11 protein-coding genes are annotated in these 16,960 nt (G+C 59.5%); 1 reads left to right on the plus strand and 10 read right to left on the minus strand.

Annotated features, from left to right (window positions below; genetic code table 11):
* Positions 1 to 35: 35 nt before the first annotated feature.
* The 10 genes from BLS87_RS16985 to BLS87_RS17030 form a co-directional block, all read right to left on the minus strand.
* The gene (locus BLS87_RS16985; protein ID WP_074753698.1) at positions 36 to 1,229 is read right to left on the minus strand and encodes an alginate O-acetyltransferase; all 1,194 of its coding nucleotides are present in this window, start codon (positions 1,227 to 1,229) and stop codon (positions 36 to 38) included.
* 10 nt (positions 1,230 to 1,239) lie between these two features.
* Positions 1,240 to 2,805: an MBOAT family O-acyltransferase gene (locus tag BLS87_RS16990; RefSeq protein ID WP_074753702.1), complete on the minus strand. Its 1,566-nt coding sequence runs from the start codon at positions 2,803 to 2,805 to the stop codon at positions 1,240 to 1,242.
* Positions 2,806 to 3,020: 215 nt separating this feature from the next.
* Positions 3,021 to 4,157 carry a mannuronate-specific alginate lyase gene (locus BLS87_RS16995; protein WP_074753957.1) on the minus strand — a complete coding sequence of 379 codons (1,137 nt, stop codon included), beginning with the start codon at positions 4,155 to 4,157 and terminating at the stop codon, positions 3,021 to 3,023.
* Between the two features lie 7 nt (positions 4,158 to 4,164).
* Positions 4,165 to 5,604 (minus strand): alginate O-acetyltransferase, encoded by a 1,440-nt coding sequence (locus BLS87_RS17000; protein ID WP_074753706.1) that lies wholly within the window; start codon positions 5,602 to 5,604, stop codon positions 4,165 to 4,167.
* Between the two features lie 13 nt (positions 5,605 to 5,617).
* Positions 5,618 to 7,249 (minus strand): mannuronan 5-epimerase AlgG, encoded by a 1,632-nt coding sequence (gene algG, locus BLS87_RS17005; RefSeq protein WP_083370697.1) that lies wholly within the window; start codon positions 7,247 to 7,249, stop codon positions 5,618 to 5,620.
* A 27-nt stretch (positions 7,250 to 7,276) separates the two neighbouring features.
* Complete coding sequence (locus tag BLS87_RS17010; protein WP_074753710.1) at positions 7,277 to 8,782, minus strand: alginate export family protein; 1,506 nt, start codon at positions 8,780 to 8,782, stop codon at positions 7,277 to 7,279.
* Entirely contained in the window at positions 8,779 to 10,191 is a 1,413-nt protein-coding gene (algK, locus tag BLS87_RS17015; protein WP_074753714.1) for an alginate biosynthesis TPR repeat lipoprotein AlgK, read from the minus strand. The genes BLS87_RS17010 and algK overlap by 4 nt, the downstream gene beginning before the upstream one ends.
* A 2-nt stretch (positions 10,192 to 10,193) precedes the next feature.
* On the minus strand, positions 10,194 to 11,366 hold the full coding sequence (locus BLS87_RS17020) for a PilZ domain-containing protein (protein WP_074753718.1): 1,173 nt from the start codon (positions 11,364 to 11,366) through the stop codon (positions 10,194 to 10,196).
* A gap of 63 nt (positions 11,367 to 11,429) precedes the next feature.
* Positions 11,430 to 12,911: a mannuronan synthase gene (gene alg8 / locus BLS87_RS17025; RefSeq protein ID WP_074753721.1), complete on the minus strand. Its 1,482-nt coding sequence runs from the start codon at positions 12,909 to 12,911 to the stop codon at positions 11,430 to 11,432.
* A 131-nt stretch (positions 12,912 to 13,042) separates the two neighbouring features.
* Positions 13,043 to 14,359, minus strand: coding sequence for a nucleotide sugar dehydrogenase (locus tag BLS87_RS17030; RefSeq protein ID WP_074753723.1), 1,317 nt, complete (start codon positions 14,357 to 14,359; stop codon positions 13,043 to 13,045).
* 876 nt (positions 14,360 to 15,235) lie between these two features.
* Between BLS87_RS17030 and BLS87_RS17035 the strand changes: the two genes are divergently transcribed.
* Positions 15,236 to 16,954 (plus strand): ShlB/FhaC/HecB family hemolysin secretion/activation protein, encoded by a 1,719-nt coding sequence (locus BLS87_RS17035; RefSeq protein ID WP_074753725.1) that lies wholly within the window; start codon positions 15,236 to 15,238, stop codon positions 16,952 to 16,954.
* Positions 16,955 to 16,960 lie beyond the last annotated feature (6 nt).

The following is a 16,960-nucleotide window of genomic DNA, read 5'->3' on the forward strand; positions in this document are numbered from 1 at the left end:
AGTTGGGTTCTGCAAGGTCATTTTGAGTAGTCCTCTCAGTTTTGCGCCCGGTTGGGCGTCTCGGAAGGGGTGTTGGAGCCAGAAATACTGGCGGTCTGAGCCAGATTTTGTTGAGGGTCACGAGCCTTTTTGAGTTCGGCGATCCACTGCGGGTCGAACTCGGTCAGGTCGTTGTGAGCGGGCAGGTAGCGCTCCGGGAACTCCCAGATGAGCACCTGCGGCGGGCTGCTCTTGAAGGCGTCGGTCTGCAGATACTTGAGCATCGGCAGGATCGGGCCATGGCCGTCTTCGGCGTAATTCACGACATCGCTGTGCAGGGCCTGTTTCAGGGCACCCGCGAAGTTCCAGTTGGGGTTGGCGCTGTAGCTGGTGCCCACCAGACCGACCGCCACCGAGTTGTCGGCAAACAGCGCGTCGCCGCTTTCACCTTCTGCCTGCGCCGGGTTGGTGCTGCGTTGCTGCAGGTCATCCGGTTTTGGCAACAGGTTGCTGAACAACGGGTCCAGCGGCAGGAAGTTGGTCAGGTCACCCTTGTACGGCGCGCTGGACTTGGCTTCGGTGACGAAGGTTTGTGGATCGCCGCTCAACGGTGTCTCTTTGGCGATCACTTCGCCCAGTTGTTGCGCGACCACTTCGGCGCCCATCGGCGTCCAGTGGGTATCGGTGCGCAGGAACACCTGGCCTTTGTCCTTGGCGCTTTGCAGCGGTGCCAGCAGGTCAGGCGCAACGATGCCGGCCTGGCTCACTTTCGCGTGGAACTGTTGATACAGGTCGGTGTGCAGTGCGGCCGGTTTGTTGTCGCCGACGTGCTCCGGGTACAGACGGGTCTTGGCCGGAACAATCGCCAGCACCAGTTGCGTGCCCTGTTTCTTCAAGGTGTCGCGCACGCCTTCGATGATCGCCAGGTTGTCGGCTTCGTTCTGCTCGCCGTTGGCCACCGCGTCGAACTCTTCGTCGGTGTATAGCCACTGATCCTTGCCCAGGATCACGCCCGGACGGCCTTCATTAAAGACCTTGTAGTCCAGCGCGGCCCAGAGGTTGGTGCCCAGACGCTTGATCGGGAATTCCTCGTCGTAGTGGGTTTCCACAGCCTTGGTCCAGTGACCGTTAAGCACCGTGGTTTCCTTGGACGTCGAGAAGCCGATGAAGCTGCGCAGCGACCACAGGCCCAGTACCAGCAGAATGGCCAGGAACAGGAAGGTGTAGAGGAAACGTAATGAACGGGTCATGTCAGGCTCCTCAGAACTGGAAGTACAGGAACGGCGAGAAACTGGCCGCCGAGAGTTTGAGAATCGAGGCTACGAACATCAGCAGGATCAGGGCGCGCATGACGTAGCGCGACCAGTCGGCGGTCCAGTAGGCAGGCTGAACCTGCGCTTCGGTGCCCACGATGTAACCCGGTTGATGAATGCTGCCCGGCGTGTCGCCCGGAACGGCTTTGATCAGGCCTGGCTGCGCGGTGGCAGGACCGTCGGCCTGAACAGGTGCGTCACTGGTTGGCTTGGCGGGTGTGCGGTTCTTGTAGAAGTCGCGCAGGCCGAAGAACGCCAGGGTGATGTAGGCCACGATCAGCGTCGCCACCTGCAAGCCGGTGAGGCTGGCGCGGTTGAGGTCGGACAGTTGCCACTCGCTGAAGCTGAACATCGCGCCGTACATGCGGGCGGCAACGTGCAGGTTTTCTGCGCGGAAGATCACCCAGCCCATCACCACCAGCAAGAAGGTGAAGGCCCAGCGAACGACGTTGAAGGTGCGTGCGTTGGTGTTCAGGCCCAGGGCTTTTTCGATCGCCAGCCACACACCGTGCCAGGCACCCCAGACGATGTACGTGATATTGGCGCCGTGCCACAGACCACCCAGCAGCATGGTCAGGAACAGGTTGCGGTAGGTCGCGACCTTGCCGCCACGGTTGCCGCCCAAGGTGATGTACAGGTAGTCACGCAGCCAGGTGGACAGGCTGATGTGCCAGCGTCGCCAGAACTCGGTGATCGACTGGCTGACGTAAGGCTGTTTGAAGTTTTCCATGAAGCGGAAACCCATCATCAGACCCAGGCCGATCGCCATGTCGCTGTAACCGGAAAAGTCGAAGTACAGCTGCGCGGTATACGCCAGCGCGCCGAGCCAGGCGTCGCCCGTGGTCGGATGTTGCAGGGCGAAGCAATGGTCGGCAACCACTGCCAGGGTGTCGGCGATGAAGACCTTTTTGATGAAACCCTGCATGAACCGCGTGCAGCCTTCGGAGAACTTGTCCAGCGTGTGGGTGCGGTTGTTGAACTGGTCCACCAGGTCGCGAAAGCGCAGTACCGGACCTGCGATGAGGTGCGGGAAGATCGCCACGAACGCTGCAAAGTCGATGAGGTTGCGCGTTGCCGGCGTGTCGCCACGGTAGACGTCGATGATGTAGCTGATGGACTCGAAGATGTAGAACGAGATCCCGATCGGCAACAGCACGTGGGTCAGGATGAACGGCTCAAGACCAATAGAGGTCATCATCGCGTTGATGCTGTCCACGCCGAAGTTGGCGTATTTGAAATAACCCAGGATGCACAGATCGACCGCCACACCGAGCAGCAGCCAGCGCTGGGCGGGTTTGGTCCTGACTCCGGCAGCGCCCACGCGCAGGCCGATCCAGTAGTTCCACAGCGTCACACCTGCGAACAGTGCCAGGAAGTCCACTCGCCACCACGCATAGAACACGTAGCTGGCGACCAGCAGCAGCAGGTTGCGATAGCGTTGCCCGCTCAGGTAGTACAAGCCGAGAAACACCGGCAAGAACAGGAACAGGAACACGTTGGATGAGAAAACCATCCTTATCTCTCCATTTGTCCAACATCAAGGGCCGAAGCCCCCCCAAACCCCCCATGAAAAATGGAGGGGTGAAACATGAATGCGCCTACTGGTTGGATCGTTCCCACGCTCCGCGTGGGAATGCATCTCTCGGCGCTCCGCGCCATTCAACGGCGACACAGAGCGTCAGAGGATGCGTGCCCACGCGGAGCGTGGGAACGATCAACGCGTCGAGCTCAAGAACCGCCTTTCTCACCCTTCTCATGACTCGGGTCATAGGTCCGGGTGATGTCACCACCGAGGCGGAAGTTCTTGAACGGCTGCATCTTGTGCTTCTTGTCCAAGGTGTCCGGGCCGCAGTCGTAGAGTGAGCAGTACGGTTCCAGCCAGGCGAATTTCATGTCTTTCTTCAGGTCCGTCATGTCCTGCTTCTGACCATCCTTGGCCTGGAATTCGTCGCCGGAATCCTTGACGCCAGCCAGCACCCGATCACCCAGACGCTTCAGCGCGCCGTTGTTTTCAGGACGCAGATCGACCCCGTTGGCCTGGGCGAAACTGGCGATCATCGCCAGCGGCGGCAGCGCGTAGTTGTGGTATGCCAGCGCGCGCTGTTTGCGCTTGAGCTCGTTAGGCAGGAAGCCTTGCGGGTCGACCTGGTTGGCGGCGATCTTGAATTCCTTGACCGACCAGTCGAACAAATCCTTGCGGTTAGTCGCCACGGCGGTGGACATCACCGACCAGGCTGCCCAGTACGAGTGGTTGTTGGTCTTGTCGAGCGGCAGGTTGTCCCAGTCGCTGACCACCTGATCAGCCAGCTTGCTGAACCAGGCCTCGATCACTTGCGCGTCCTGCTGGCGGGTCGCCAGTGGATGCGACTCGGAGAACTTCAGGCGCAGGTACGAAGACGACATGCTGCCCAGTGCCCATTTACGCATCGACTTGCCGGTGTGGTTGAAGTCTTTGGACTCCAGCGCATCGGCCTTGGCCCATGTGGTCAACATGTTGAGCGCGCAGTCCAGTTGCTCGGGGCGACCGTCACGCATGTACTGCATCACCACTTTGCTGGTGTTGCGTTCCATGGTGGTGATGTCTTTGGTGGAGTCGCGGAAGGCTTTTTCCGAGACTTCGTTCAGCGTGGAGCGAGCCTTGTCCGAGCCTTCGTACTTGCTGCGAAATTGCAGCGAGCCGGTATACGGCTGCGGAGTGGCCTCACAGCTGAATTTGCCTTCGCCGCTTTTGAATTTCTCGACGCCTTCGTAGTAGCCCTGCGGCGGCACGAGGGTCGACGCAGCGCTGGCGCTGGTGGCGAACGTCGCGCCGGACAGCACGGCCAGCGAGAGAAGGGTAGGGAGCATCAGTTTTGGAGTGTGCATAAGAGCCTCATAACCCGGCTTGCGCGGTTTGATGCGCGACATTCGGGAACACGTTGCGTTTGCATACTTTCGCTTCGACCTGCTGTGGCGCAGCGCCCGCTTCGGGACCCTGCACTTCCAGTGCGAGCAATTGCTGGTCAGCCCAGTCCTTGTCGTCGCGCAGTTCAAACGAGAAGCGCCCGTCGGTTTCAGATGTTTCAGGTTTTTCGATCTTCAGGTCTTCGTGGCGGCCGTTCATGTACCAGAGGCGCGCCTGAAGGGTTTTCACCGAGGTGTCGGCGAACTTGATGTCGATCTGATTACTGCCGTTGCGCACATCCTTGATGCCGTTTTTGCCGTTGACCAACAGCTCGTTGGTGCCTGGCTTGAGCGTCGTGCTGGTGGACATCAGCGCCGGTTTGCCCTCACAACCGTTGTCCAGCAGCGACATCATCTGGCGATAGATGGTCTCCTGGTCCAGGCGGTACAGAGGCGAGAATTCCCAGATGAGAATTTTCGGTGGGTGTTTCTGGAAGTCATCGCTGCCCAGGTACTGCAGCATCGAACCTTCAAGGCCGCCGCCAGGGAAGGCGACGTTCAGCACATCAGCACCGATGTATTCCTGCAAAAAGCCGGCGAAGTTGTAGTTCTTGCCGCTGTGACTGGTACCGACCAGGGTGATTTCCGGGTTGCCGGAATCACCGAACAGATCGCCGTCGCCCGCTTCGCCTTTCGGTTCGGTTTCGAACTGATCCATGTACTGGATCGCGTAGCTGGTGCCGCACAATTGACCGGCCATGTTGTGCAGAGTGCCCTTCTTGCCCATGCGACCTGACAGATGGGTCTCGAACTCACGTCTTGGAACGTCAGCGAAAGCCGGCATTTTTTTCACCGACTCGGCGACGATTTTTGCTGTGCGCTGGGCGCCGTATGGTGTCCAGTGCTGGTCGCCACGGAAGTAGAAATCGTGCGCCTGTTGCTCGTTGGTCAACGGCGACAGGTCCGGCACGGTGTAGCCCATTTTGGCGAAGCGACCAAGCATCGCCTGGTAGTTACGCAGCGCCGTGTTGTAGTCGAACTTGTCGCGTTCGGCCGGGAACAGTTTGTTGCGATCCACCAGACCCCGGGTCGGCTGATACACCACGACCAGCTCCACACCTTTGCTCTTGAAGGCGTCATGCAGCTGTTGCATGCGACGGTAGCCTTCAGGCGTGGTGTCGAACTCGGTGCGCAGGTCTTCGCGGGTCCGGAACAGCCAGTCGCCCTGAGCCTGGACCAGCGTGGTGAAGTTCTGCTGATAGCGAGTGACATAGTTTTTCTCGTCATGCGCTTCAGGGCAGAGGCTGCAGCAAGGTTCTGCGGTGAAGCTGGGCGCTGTGGCGTCGGCGGCATACGCAGCGTTGCTGGCAGCGAACAGTGCAGCGGTCAGGCCCGAGAGGCTGAGCAATTTGATCAAGTGTGCGTGCATAGAAATGGCTTCCTCAGTCCCGGAGTTGTTTCTGGCTTTCGACCGGGTCGATCAACACGGCTTTCTGTTGGCGGACCAGCAGATCAAGGATTTCGTCCTGGCGTTCGCCCAGTACGCCGTTGAAGCTGATCCCGCTGCTCTTGGTCGGTGCGAGCATCGACACTTTGTACAGCTCGACGCTGAGCGGCGAATCGATGGACAGCGGGCCAGACCCGTTGGAGGTCAGTTCGCCGCCGACCATGATCAGCGACACTTCGGCGTCGAACGGGTCGAGCTTGATGTCGCGGTCGGTGTCGGAGAGGTCCTTGATGTGGCCGTAGACGCCCATCAGGCCGTTACCGATGGCCAGGTTCTCGTACAACTTGATGTTGGTGCTGTTGCGGACCCGGATGCCGTGACGTTTGTTGGCGAACACGCGGTTGCCCCACAGCAGGTTGTCGGCACTTTCATACAGCGTGATGCCGTCGGTGTGGTTGCGGTAGATCTGGTTGTACGCCACCAGATTGTTCACGCTGTTACGGTCAAGCACGATGCCGGAGAGGTGGTTTTCGTAGCTCTTGTTGTTGATGATGAAGCTGTCGTTCACCTCACGGGAAATAATGATCCCGTGCTTCTTCTTGGTCCCGTAAACAGTGTTCTCGGCGATGATCAGACCGTGGGAACGGTCGTGCGGGTCGATGCCGTAGACGATGTTGTCGTGGTAGGTATTGCCCTTGACCACGAAGTCCCGGGTTTCATAGCAGTAGTAGCCGTACCACATGTCCGAGAACTCGGAGTTGACGATCCAGCCGGTCGGGTCCGGGCGGTTCATCTGCGCCTTCATGTTCGGGGTGTACTGCGAAATGCTCAGACCGTACGACTTGCTGTTGTTGTAACCCAGGCTCGCCACTTTGGTGTTGAACATGTAGGTCTGGGTACCGCCCCAGGACAGCAGGAACGGACGGAATTCCTTCGGCGCCTTGAACGTCGACGGGCCGTTGGCTTTCTCGCTCCAGCCGGTCAGTTTCGTGTCCATCACGAACAACTGGTTGTCGTTCACCAGAAACGCACCGGCCTCCTGCGACAGGCGCAGTTCGCTGGTTTTCTTGTCGATTTCCAGGATGCCTTTCTTGCCGACCACAATCGGCAGACGCGCCAGAAAGACGCCTGGCGAGGTTTCGCTCAGGTACTGTTTAGGCACCTTTTTCGCGAGTTCCTGAAGGTTCATGTAACCGTCGTCGACGAAGATCGCCTGCGGGATGCCGTGCTGACGGGCCACCCATTCGGACATCTTGTTATCGCCGCCGATGAACTCCTTCAGCGCGTCTTCCTGCATCATGCGACGAATCGAAACCTTCGCCGCCTTGCTGCGCACGATCTTCTTCTGCATGGCCTGTTGGGTATAGCCCGAGAGGTCTGGCAGTTTGGGTTTGTCCATCATCAGCGGGCCGGTTGGCGGGCTGGAGATGGTGTACGTTTTCGCCTGATGCAGACCTTTGACCACTTCTTCACCGGCGGCCGGTTGCGCGGCGGCAGCGGGTGCTACTGGCGCGGTGCTGGCCATGGCCGCAGTGCTTGCCAGCAGTAAGGCGCTGCTGAGTACTGCGCTTTCCAGCAGCGCGTGGGGCCATGCCCGGTGACGCACACTGTTTGCTTGGCTGTTCATCTCATTGCACTCCTATCGCGGCTTGCATCAGAAGCGCCAGATAACGTCGACGATGGCGCGGTGCATGTAATCGTCCACGCCGCTGTGGTAGGCATCGCCAGGCTTGAACACGCCTGCGCGCAGACGAATCAGGGCAGACGGCTCGTCGAACGACTGGCTCACCGAAGCAGGCAGCAAGCCCTGCTTGAAGTACTTGGTCACGACCAGATCCATTTCCTGACCCAGATCCTTGCGGCCGTCTTCCAGCGGCAGGGAGTCGAACGTGCTGACGCCATCGGAATCGACATTCTCGCGGGCCGGGTTGACGCCTGCGCCGCCGATACCTGCGTGACCGTCGACACGACGGAACTTGTGGTAGATCAGCGAGGCGTCGTACTCGTCCTGCATCTGCCAGGACGCGAACAGCGAGCCGGATTCCACGTTGGCCATTTCGCCCTGGAACGCCTCGCCGAAGCGATGCACGCGCGAGCGAGTGCCGGTCCAGTTCGAGCGGTTGCTTTCCAGGCCGTTCTGTTCGTAGTTCTTGCTGGCGCGAGAGTAGGCACCGCCCACTTGCCACATCGGGTCCAAACGGAAACGCAGACCCAGATCGGTGGCCCAGCCGTTGACGTTTTCGTTGTTCTTGTCGCCCGCGACGTATTGATCGGCAGCAGGGTCGTAGGTGGTGGCGAGGCGATCGCGATCACCGGTCAGCCAGGTCACGCTGCCCCAGTAGTTGACGGTGTTCAGGTTGCGATAGTTGTACGCATCGCTGTTGGCCTGAAGGCCCAGCCAGGTCAGGTCGCCACGGGAGGTTTTGTCCAGATCGTCCACGGCTTCGCCCGGGTGTTTCAGACTGCCGCCGTCGTGACTGTGATGAGCACGAACGCCTGCCCATTGGCCCGGTGTCCATTGGTACTCCACGTCACCGAACAGGTGCTGGCGATCCTTGTCCTGAGCCGACAGTTCGGTCAGGTCCGTGCGGTATTCGCTGAAGCGCTCGGCCGCGCCCACTTCTGCCTTCAGCAGGGTGGTGTCGAACGTCCAGTTCAGCGCTTCGATGTTGGTGTCGTGCCATTGGCCGTCGTCATTGCGCAGGCGCTGACGACCGAACTTGAGGATCTCGCCGGGGTAGGGCGTGAAGCCGCTGTAGCCAACCCAGAACTCACGCAGGGCCGCATAGCTGTCGTCCACTTCACGGCTGCTTGAGGTTTTGCGGACACGCTGGGTGGTCTGGCCGTTGGCATCGGTGGCCTGCTGGTCCAGCGGGTCGGTCTGGATGGTGTCGGTGGCAGTGACCACCTGGCCCATCGCGTAGCCGCTCCAGTTACCCCACTGACCGTACATCCATGGGCGCAGGTCCAGACCGATACCGTTGACGTCGCCACCGCCTCGGGTGCCCAGGTCACGGTCATCTTCCATCTGGCCGGTGGCCTTTACTTCGATGCCGAAGTTCTTGTCTTCGGTCAAGGCAGCCAATGTCGGCGTGGCCCAGATCAGGGAGAAACCCAGACCAAGCCCGGCCGCCATCAGAGGATTCAACTTAAGCTTCATAGAGGTGCGTCCTCGCCGTCTTTTTCTTCTTGCAGCGTCTGCAAGGCCAGCGCGTTCTGCGCCGTGGTGCCACGGACCTGCTGTTCTCGTTGGAGAAGGCTCTGCGCTTGCGCGCGCTTCTCAGGCGGCAATTGATCGTTGAGCTGTTGCGCAAGGTCCGCCGCTTGTGGCGTGCCTTGGGTCTGAGCGAGCTGACCGAACACCCAGGCGTTGACCGGGTCGGGCTTGATGCCTTTGCCCTGCGAGAACAATTGCGCCAGGGCGAAGTCGGCGCTGTTCTGGCCGCCGCGCGCGGAGGTCAGCAACTCGTCGACGGCTTTCTGGGCGTCGGGGTGGCCGAGGTAGCCACGGCGGTACAACTGACCCAGGTAGTAATGCGCGGAGATCTGCGTGGGCGCGGCCTTGAGCAGGTGCTCTTCGGCTTTCTTCGCATCCGGCAGGACCAGCTTGCCTTCGTAATACAGCTTACCCAGCAGCAACTCGGCGCGCGGTTGGTCCGCGGCACGGCCGTTGTCCAGGTATTCCATCATCTTGTCGACGTCGCCGAGTTCGGGATAGTCGTACAGCAGCTGCGCCAGGCTGACCCACGAAGCCGGGTAGCCGGGGGCGACTTTTTCCAACAGTTGCTGGGCGGTCTTCTCGTCGGGCTTGCCGATTGTCGAGTCGGCCAGTACGCGAGCGACGGTGTCGACGCGCATCGCCGGGACGGAGCCCATCGAATAACCGCTCTGCATCTGTTCCAGCAATGCCGCCTGCTTGTCCGCTTCGCCACGTTTCTGGTAGACCGTCGCCAGTTCCATGTAGCAAACGTCGTTGGCACGCAGGGCCTGTTTGCAGATGCTTTCGACTTCACCCAGATGCTGGTCGTAGGTGCCTTGGGTGCGATAGAGCAGCACTTGGGCAAGACCCGCTTCCGGATAACCCGAGGCGCGCCATTCGTTGATCTTTTGCTGCGCGTTCACGTTGGGGAACGTGTGCGGGTACTGCAGATACAGCATTGCCAGCGGGATCAGCGTGCCGGTTTCGCCGTTGGCGAACGCCTTCTTCAGCAGGCCCTCGGCTTCGCGTTGCTCGGCTTCGGTGGAGTTGGGTTTGACGGCCAGCAGCTTGCCCAGGCGCGATTGCGCGCGGGGCGACGTTTCTGCGGCGGCGCGATAAGTCGCTTCGGCCTGCTTGATCAGCTCCGGGTCGCGTGTGCCGACCTGGATGTCCGCAAGACCTACCTGTGCATCGCTATAACCCAGGTCCGCCAGTTGCCGATAGTTTTGCTCCGCCGTCGCGGTGTCACCGCGTTTGAGGGCTTCATTGGCCAGGCGTTGATCGGGCAGGCCGGCACAGCCGCCCAGACCGATCGCGATCGCCAGGCTCAACAACGTAGGGGCTGACAAGCTTCGTAGTGGGCTAGCCATGTTTACAAACCTGCGGCCGTGGCTTTGTCGATCAGCCAGTTCAGGGACGGGCCGCGATCGCTGACCACTTCCACTGGACGACCGGCCAGGGTGCTGCTGAGCGATTCGTCAGGCTGGATCTGGACGCGCATGTCCGAAGACAGGTCCGCCGGGCTCAGTGCCGTGGAGCTGACGATCTTGCCGCTGTGAGTGCCTTCTTCGCCGGCGACCTGGAAGTTCACGCGGGCACCCGGCTGGACGTCGGCGAACTGGCGGTAGGTAAAGCGGGCGTCGACGGTGGCGGGAACGTTGCGCGGCACCATCTGGAAGATCACATCGCCCTTGGCGGCATACTGACCATTGGCAACCAGTTGCTTGCCGACGACGCAGTCACATGGGCTGGTCAGCGTACCGGCGAGTTGACGGCCGAAGAGCTCTTCGATCTTTGCCGGCTGCATTTCGTCCGGGTCCAGGTTGCCCTTGAGTACGTCCAGCATGCTGGTGTTGAACGACGCCAGTGGCGCGCCTTTTGCGACATCGCCGTTCGGTGCGATGAGGCTGGTCACGGTGCCGTCACGCGGCATGGTCACGTCCATGGTCGGCACACTGACCAGACCGGACGTCGAGTGGCTGACGAAGTACATGCCGTAAACCGACTTGGCGACGAAACCGAACGCCGCCAGACCGACGACGAAGATACCGGCGCTGAACGTCACGGCACGCAGACGACCGAATGCGCTCAGGCCGCTGCCGCTGTCTTTCTTCTTGCGCGCCTTGGTGAAGTTGTCGCGCTGCAGGGTGGCAAGCACTTCGCCCATGCTGACGATGTCGCCGGACAGGTGAGAAGTGATCAGGTGGCGCAGGGTCGCGATGTCCTGAGCCTCCAGATGCTGGAACTGGCAACCGACACGGCCGCTGCTTGCGTCGACGGCGCGAACCTGAAGTTCGACGTCCATGGCCAGGCCCAGGTTATCGATCAGGAACTGCAGACGACCCTTGATGACCTGACCGGCAGCAAACTTCACGCCGCTCGGTGCGACGAAGCTCAGGCCGCCGGCAGAGAGGTCTTCGACACGCACCAACGGTGCATTTGGCTGGCCATTGAGCAGGCGCAATTTGGCTGGGATCTTGACCCGTGCGTGTTGGCGCTGGGCTTCGGATTCATGGACGACGTTCACATTCACGGCTGTATTCATGGCGGTTTATTCCTGATTAATCGAGTTGATCCATTGTGCTTTCAGAGCCCGTCAGAACCCTTTTCATACCAGCGTCAGCAACACTGCAACGAAGATGCTGCCAGCCGAGAAAGTCATGGTTCGAGACGACCAGGTGTTGAACCAACCCTGGAAGCTGGCCATGTCGCGGCTCAGTTTTGTGTCCTGGCGGGTCCAGGACTGACGGTCGAGGCGGAAGAAGACATAGATCTTCATCAGTGCGCCGACGATCTGGTTGTAATAGAGAATCATTGGGTAAGCCGGGCCGATGGCATGCCCGGAACACGACAGCAACAACGTGAGAATGAAACGGGTGATACCGATCCACAGCAGGTAAACCAGCAGGAATGCCACGCCGTATTTGAAGCTGGCGAGCAGAGCGACGGTAAGGCCGAGAATCGAGGTCCACATCGACACGCGCTGGTCGAACAACACGATGCTGGTGAAGACACCGAGGCGGCGAACGCCAAGGCCCAGCGCACGCGAGTTCTGACGCAGGTTGTTGCCGTACCAGCGGTACATCAGTTTGCGGCTCGCCTTGAGGAAGCTCTTCTCAGGCGGGTGTTCCACGGTGTTGATGGCGGCGTCCGGCACGTAGAACGTGTCGTAACCCAGGCGCATGAGGCTGAACCAGCTGGACTTGTCGTCACCGGTCAGGAACTTGAAGCGGCCCAGGCGCCAGTGCTGCAGCGAGTCGCTTTCGACGTCTGCGATGAAGTCCGGGTCGGTGACCACGGTGGCGCGAAACACCGACATGCGACCGGTCATGGTCAGTACGCGCTTGGACAGGGCCATCGAGCACATGTTGATGTGGCGCTGGGCGAATCGCAGCTTGTGCCATTCGCTCATGATGTAGCCGCCGCGTACTTCACAGAATTCGTTGGTGGTCAGACCGCCGACGTTACCGAACAGCTGGAACCACGGAACGGTTTTGCGGACCACGCCTTCGGCCAGCACGGTGTCGCCATCGATCACGGCCACCACGGCACGGTCATCCGGCATGTGGCGCGAGATGGCGCGAAAGCCGAATGCCAGGCCGTCGCGCTTGCCGGTACCGGCGATGCGCACGAAGTCCAGGGTCACGTGTGGAGGCGGGTTGTGTTTGGCCCACATCGCCTTGACCAGCAGTTCGTCGGACATCTCGACCAGCGAGCACACGACGGTGGTCGGGTAGCCGCAGGCGATGGCCTCCTCAATGACCGAGTTGTACACCTGAGCGGTGGTCAGCGCGTCGATACGAAAGCTGGTGACCATCAGGAACACGTGCGACGGATCTGCAGCCTTGCCGAGTTTGCGTACTTTACGGCGCAGGTGCGGATAGACGATGTAGAGAAAAATCATGCCGCGCACAAAGTGCGTTGCGCCCATCGAGTAACGCCAGATACCGACGATCCCGACCAGGAAAATAAAGTCTTTCGACTGTGAGTCGAAAAGAGTGACCGGCAGCGCCATCGCGATGGCGGCCAGCACGGTTAAATAAAACAGCCAACCTGCGGCCTGAAGTAAGCCGTGTTTTAGCCTGAGCATAATGGGGGTCCCTGAGTCAGTTACAACCAAGCCGCAAGCCCCACACCTCGAGCAACAAGCGCGTGAACGCCTGAAGCTCGGGGCTTGAACTTGAAACTTGCAGCTTGTGGCTTGCCGCGTGCCGCTGCTTCTTACCAGCAGATACCTTCGGTCTGACCGTCTTCGGTGGTGGTGCCTTTCATGAAGCCCACCAGATCGATAACGCGTTTGCCGGCGGGTGCCTGGTTGGCCAATGCACGGAAACGCTCGTCGCGGTTACCCAGGATGATCACGTCGGAGTTTTCGATCACGGCGTCGAAGTCCGAGTTGAGCAGGGACGAAACGTGCGGGATCTTCGACTCGATGTACTCTTTGTTCGCACCGTGGACGCGAGCGTACTCAACGTTCTTGTCGTAGATGCTCAGGTCGAAACCCTTGCCGATCAGCATTTCAGCCAGTTCCACCAGTGGGCTTTCACGCAGGTCATCGGTGCCGGCCTTGAAGCTCAGACCCAGCAGCGCGACCTTGCGGGTGTCGCTTGCCGCGACGATGTCAAAGGCGTTCTGGACCTGGGACACGTTGCTGCGCATCAGGGAGTTGAGCAACGGCGCTTCGACGTCCAGGCTGCTGGCGCGGTAGGTGAGGGCGCGCACGTCTTTCGGCAGGCAAGAACCGCCGAAGGCGAAGCCTGGGCGCATGTAGTACTGCGACAGGTTCAGGGCCTTGTCCTGGCAGACCACGTCCATCACTTCACGACCATCCACGCCGACGGCCTTGGCGATGTTGCCGATTTCGTTGGCGAAGGTGACTTTGGTCGCGTGCCAGACGTTGCAGGTGTACTTGATCATTTCGGCGACAGCGATGTCCTTGCGGATGATCGGTGCGTCGAGTTCTTCGTACAGCGATTGCAGAACGTCACCGGACGCTTTGTCGAATTCGCCGATCACGGTCATCGGAGGATGGTCGTAGTCGGCGATCGCGGTGCTTTCACGCAGGAACTCAGGGTTCACCGCAACGCCGAAGTCGACGCCGGCTTTCTTGCCCGAGCAGTCTTCCAGAATCGGGATGACAACGTTTGCGACGGTGCCCGGCAGAACGGTGCTGCGCACGACGATGGTGTGACGCGAGGTTTTTTCACGCAGGACGAAGCCGATTTCGCGGCAGACGGACTCGATGAAGTCCAGTTCCAGATCACCGTTTTTCTTGCTTGGCGTGCCGACGCAGATCATCGACAGATCGGTCGCGCGGATGGCCTCGGAGAAGTCCGTGGTGCCGCGCAGTTTACCGGTCTTGATACCGGTTTCGAGCAGTTCGCCCAGACCTGGTTCCACGATTGGAGACTTGCCCTGGTTGATCAGGTCGATCTTGGCGCTGGAGATATCCACACCGACAACATCATGACCACGCGCCGAGAGGCAACCAGCACATACTGCACCGACATAGCCCAAACCAAAGATGCTGATATGCATCGTAATCTCCTCGATTTTCACGCCATTAGTTGGCTGGATATAAAAATTGTCTTACAACTTTCGCGCACTCGTTCGCACGGCAGGTTAATGTCGTGAACAAGCACAGGCAGAATTTAAAGTTGGGCGCCCTGTTCCAGAGGCGGGCCCGGATGTTACAGATCTAAAGCGTCGAGTAATCCATATATATGTATATGAACTCCCGATCTGGGATATGGCATAGCACTCCGGCGGATGGTTGCGAGTCGCTGCCGCGCCTCTGGCTCAAGGCTTTTGGCCATGATTCAGTATTGTCTTGCTCGTCAGTGGCTGCAGGCACCCGGTTGGTGCTTGCTCGATTTACCTCAACTAGTTTGGTGCGTTCTCTCCTTGTACGAACCACAATGACCCTTCGGTCTAACTACTTGAAAAGCAACTTTCAGATTCGTCCTGCCCGAATGTAAGAGATGTCTCACAAGGTGGGCGAGAATTGTTACGGGATGTAGGAGCATAGGCCTTCCCCATAAGTTCCTGGCCGCTCGTCCTCTTTTTGAGATTTTTTGAAATATCTTTCTTGTTGGAGATGGTTGCACTCTGATAGCACTTCCCGTTCAGCCCCTAGTTATAAAGGGTTTTCGGGTAGTTAATGTAAGAGTGCCACTAGAGCAAAATGGCTATGCGCCACTGCTCGAAAATGCTGTTAAATTTTTGAGAAAAATCTCGGGGGCTTTTTAGTTGCCTTTTTATTGGCGCCAAAGGCTTGTCAGTGTGGCCGTTCGTCTGACAGAACAGTCTGATTGGAACTCTGGTAAGAGCCTACGTGAGCCGTAGTCAACGCTTGGTATCCGTGCCTCATCCTCGCCCTCACTCTGCGCGCCTTTATTCATAGGAGCGCTTTTTGTGAGCACATGGACCCGCGCCGGACTTGTCTGCACCGGCGTGTTGTTGAGCCATTGCGCCCTGTCGGCGCCGTTCAGCAACCCTGGCGATCAGGGACTCATTCTCGACAGGCAAGAGCGGTTGCTGGAGGACCAGCGCCGCAAGCTGGAAGCACTTAAAGACCTTCAGGGGGCTGCGCCAGCGTCTGCCAACCGTCCTGAAACTCGTGACTCCGCCTGTTTCCCGATCAGCAACATTACGCTGGAAGGTTCGAGGAGTTTGTCGCCACGCGATCAAAAAAAGATGCTTGCTCCCTTTGAGGGCAAATGTCTGGGTGTGGAGAAACTGAACGACCTACTCAAGGCTATTACCGCTCGCTACCTGAACGGCGGGCGGGTCACCAGTCGTGCCTATCTACCCCGGCAGGACCTGTCGCGCGGTCAGCTGACGATTTTGGTGGTTGAGGGCCGTCTGGAGAGGCTCATGGGGTATGAGAAAGGTGCTCCAAGTGATCGTGAGTTGCGCATGGGGTTTCCCGGCAAGACCGGCGACTTGCTCAACCTGCGTGAGTTGGAGCAGCTGGTCGATCAGCTCAACCGATTGCCGTCCAGTCGTGCCCGCCTCGAACTCAAACCTGGAAAAGAGGTAGGGGGCAGTGAGGTCTTGGTGCTCAACGAGCGGCAGAAGCCTTGGCGAGTCAGCGCGTCGCGCCATAACGACGGACAGAAGAGCACTGGTCAACAGCAACAAGATGTCGGGCTGGAGTGGGACAGCCCGATGGGGCTGGCGGATCGACTGTCCGTGCGCACCGGCGGCGACGCGGTGAGCGATCGCCATCGCCACTCGGAAAACGCGATGGTGTATTACGACCTGCCTTACAAGTGGTGGAGTTTTAACTATGCCCAGAGCCGCAGCCACTATCGTTCTCGCGTTCGGGCCAATGGCTTTTCCTTCTCCCAGACAGGGGACACGGTCAGTCATCAATGGCATGCCGAGCGTGTCCTTCACCGTGATGCGGTGGGTAAGACTTCGCTGCAACTGGGTGCCTCTCATCTGCGTAGCAACAGCTACATCGAAGGCAGTCGGTTGATCGGTAGCAGTAACCGGCTCAGCGAATTACAGCTTGGTTTGAGTCACGGGCGCCGCCTGGGATCGGTGTTCGCCAACGTTTCGCTGGGCATGCAAAAAGGCGTCGGCGCTTTTGGTGCGCAGCGTACCGCGCCTGCGAATGCTCGTAACCCGAATACCCGTGAACCGCAATCGCGATATCGCAAATACAGCGCCACGCTGAGCATGCTCAAACCCTTTCAACTGGTTGGCGAGTCATTCAGTTTCAGCAGTCTTGCCACAGGGCAGTACAGCAAAGACGTGCTGTTCAGTCCCCAGCGTTTGAGTCTTGGCAGCGAATCTTCAGTGCGCGGTTACAAAGAGCAATTCCTGTCGGGTGACAGCGGCGGTTACTGGCGCAACGACCTGCGCTGGAGCCGGCCGGTCAAGATTGACTGGCTGCGCCCGGTGGTGTCCGGCTACGGCGTAAACCTGGGATATGACCGCGGTGTCATCCGCCACAGCCGCTTCGATGGCGGGCAACACGGACGCGTATCCGGTCATGCCGTACAGCTGTTCGCCAACAGCAAGCATGCCAGTGCCAGCCTCACTTTCGCCCATTCCCTGGAACGACCCAAAGCCCTCGCCGAGCGCGAGACGCCGGTTTCTTTCCGCCTGGATTTTTTCCTGTAACCGTAC

Origin of the sequence: Pseudomonas abietaniphila, assembly GCF_900100795.1 — a bacterium.
GTDB lineage: Bacteria > Pseudomonadota > Gammaproteobacteria > Pseudomonadales > Pseudomonadaceae > Aquipseudomonas > Aquipseudomonas abietaniphila.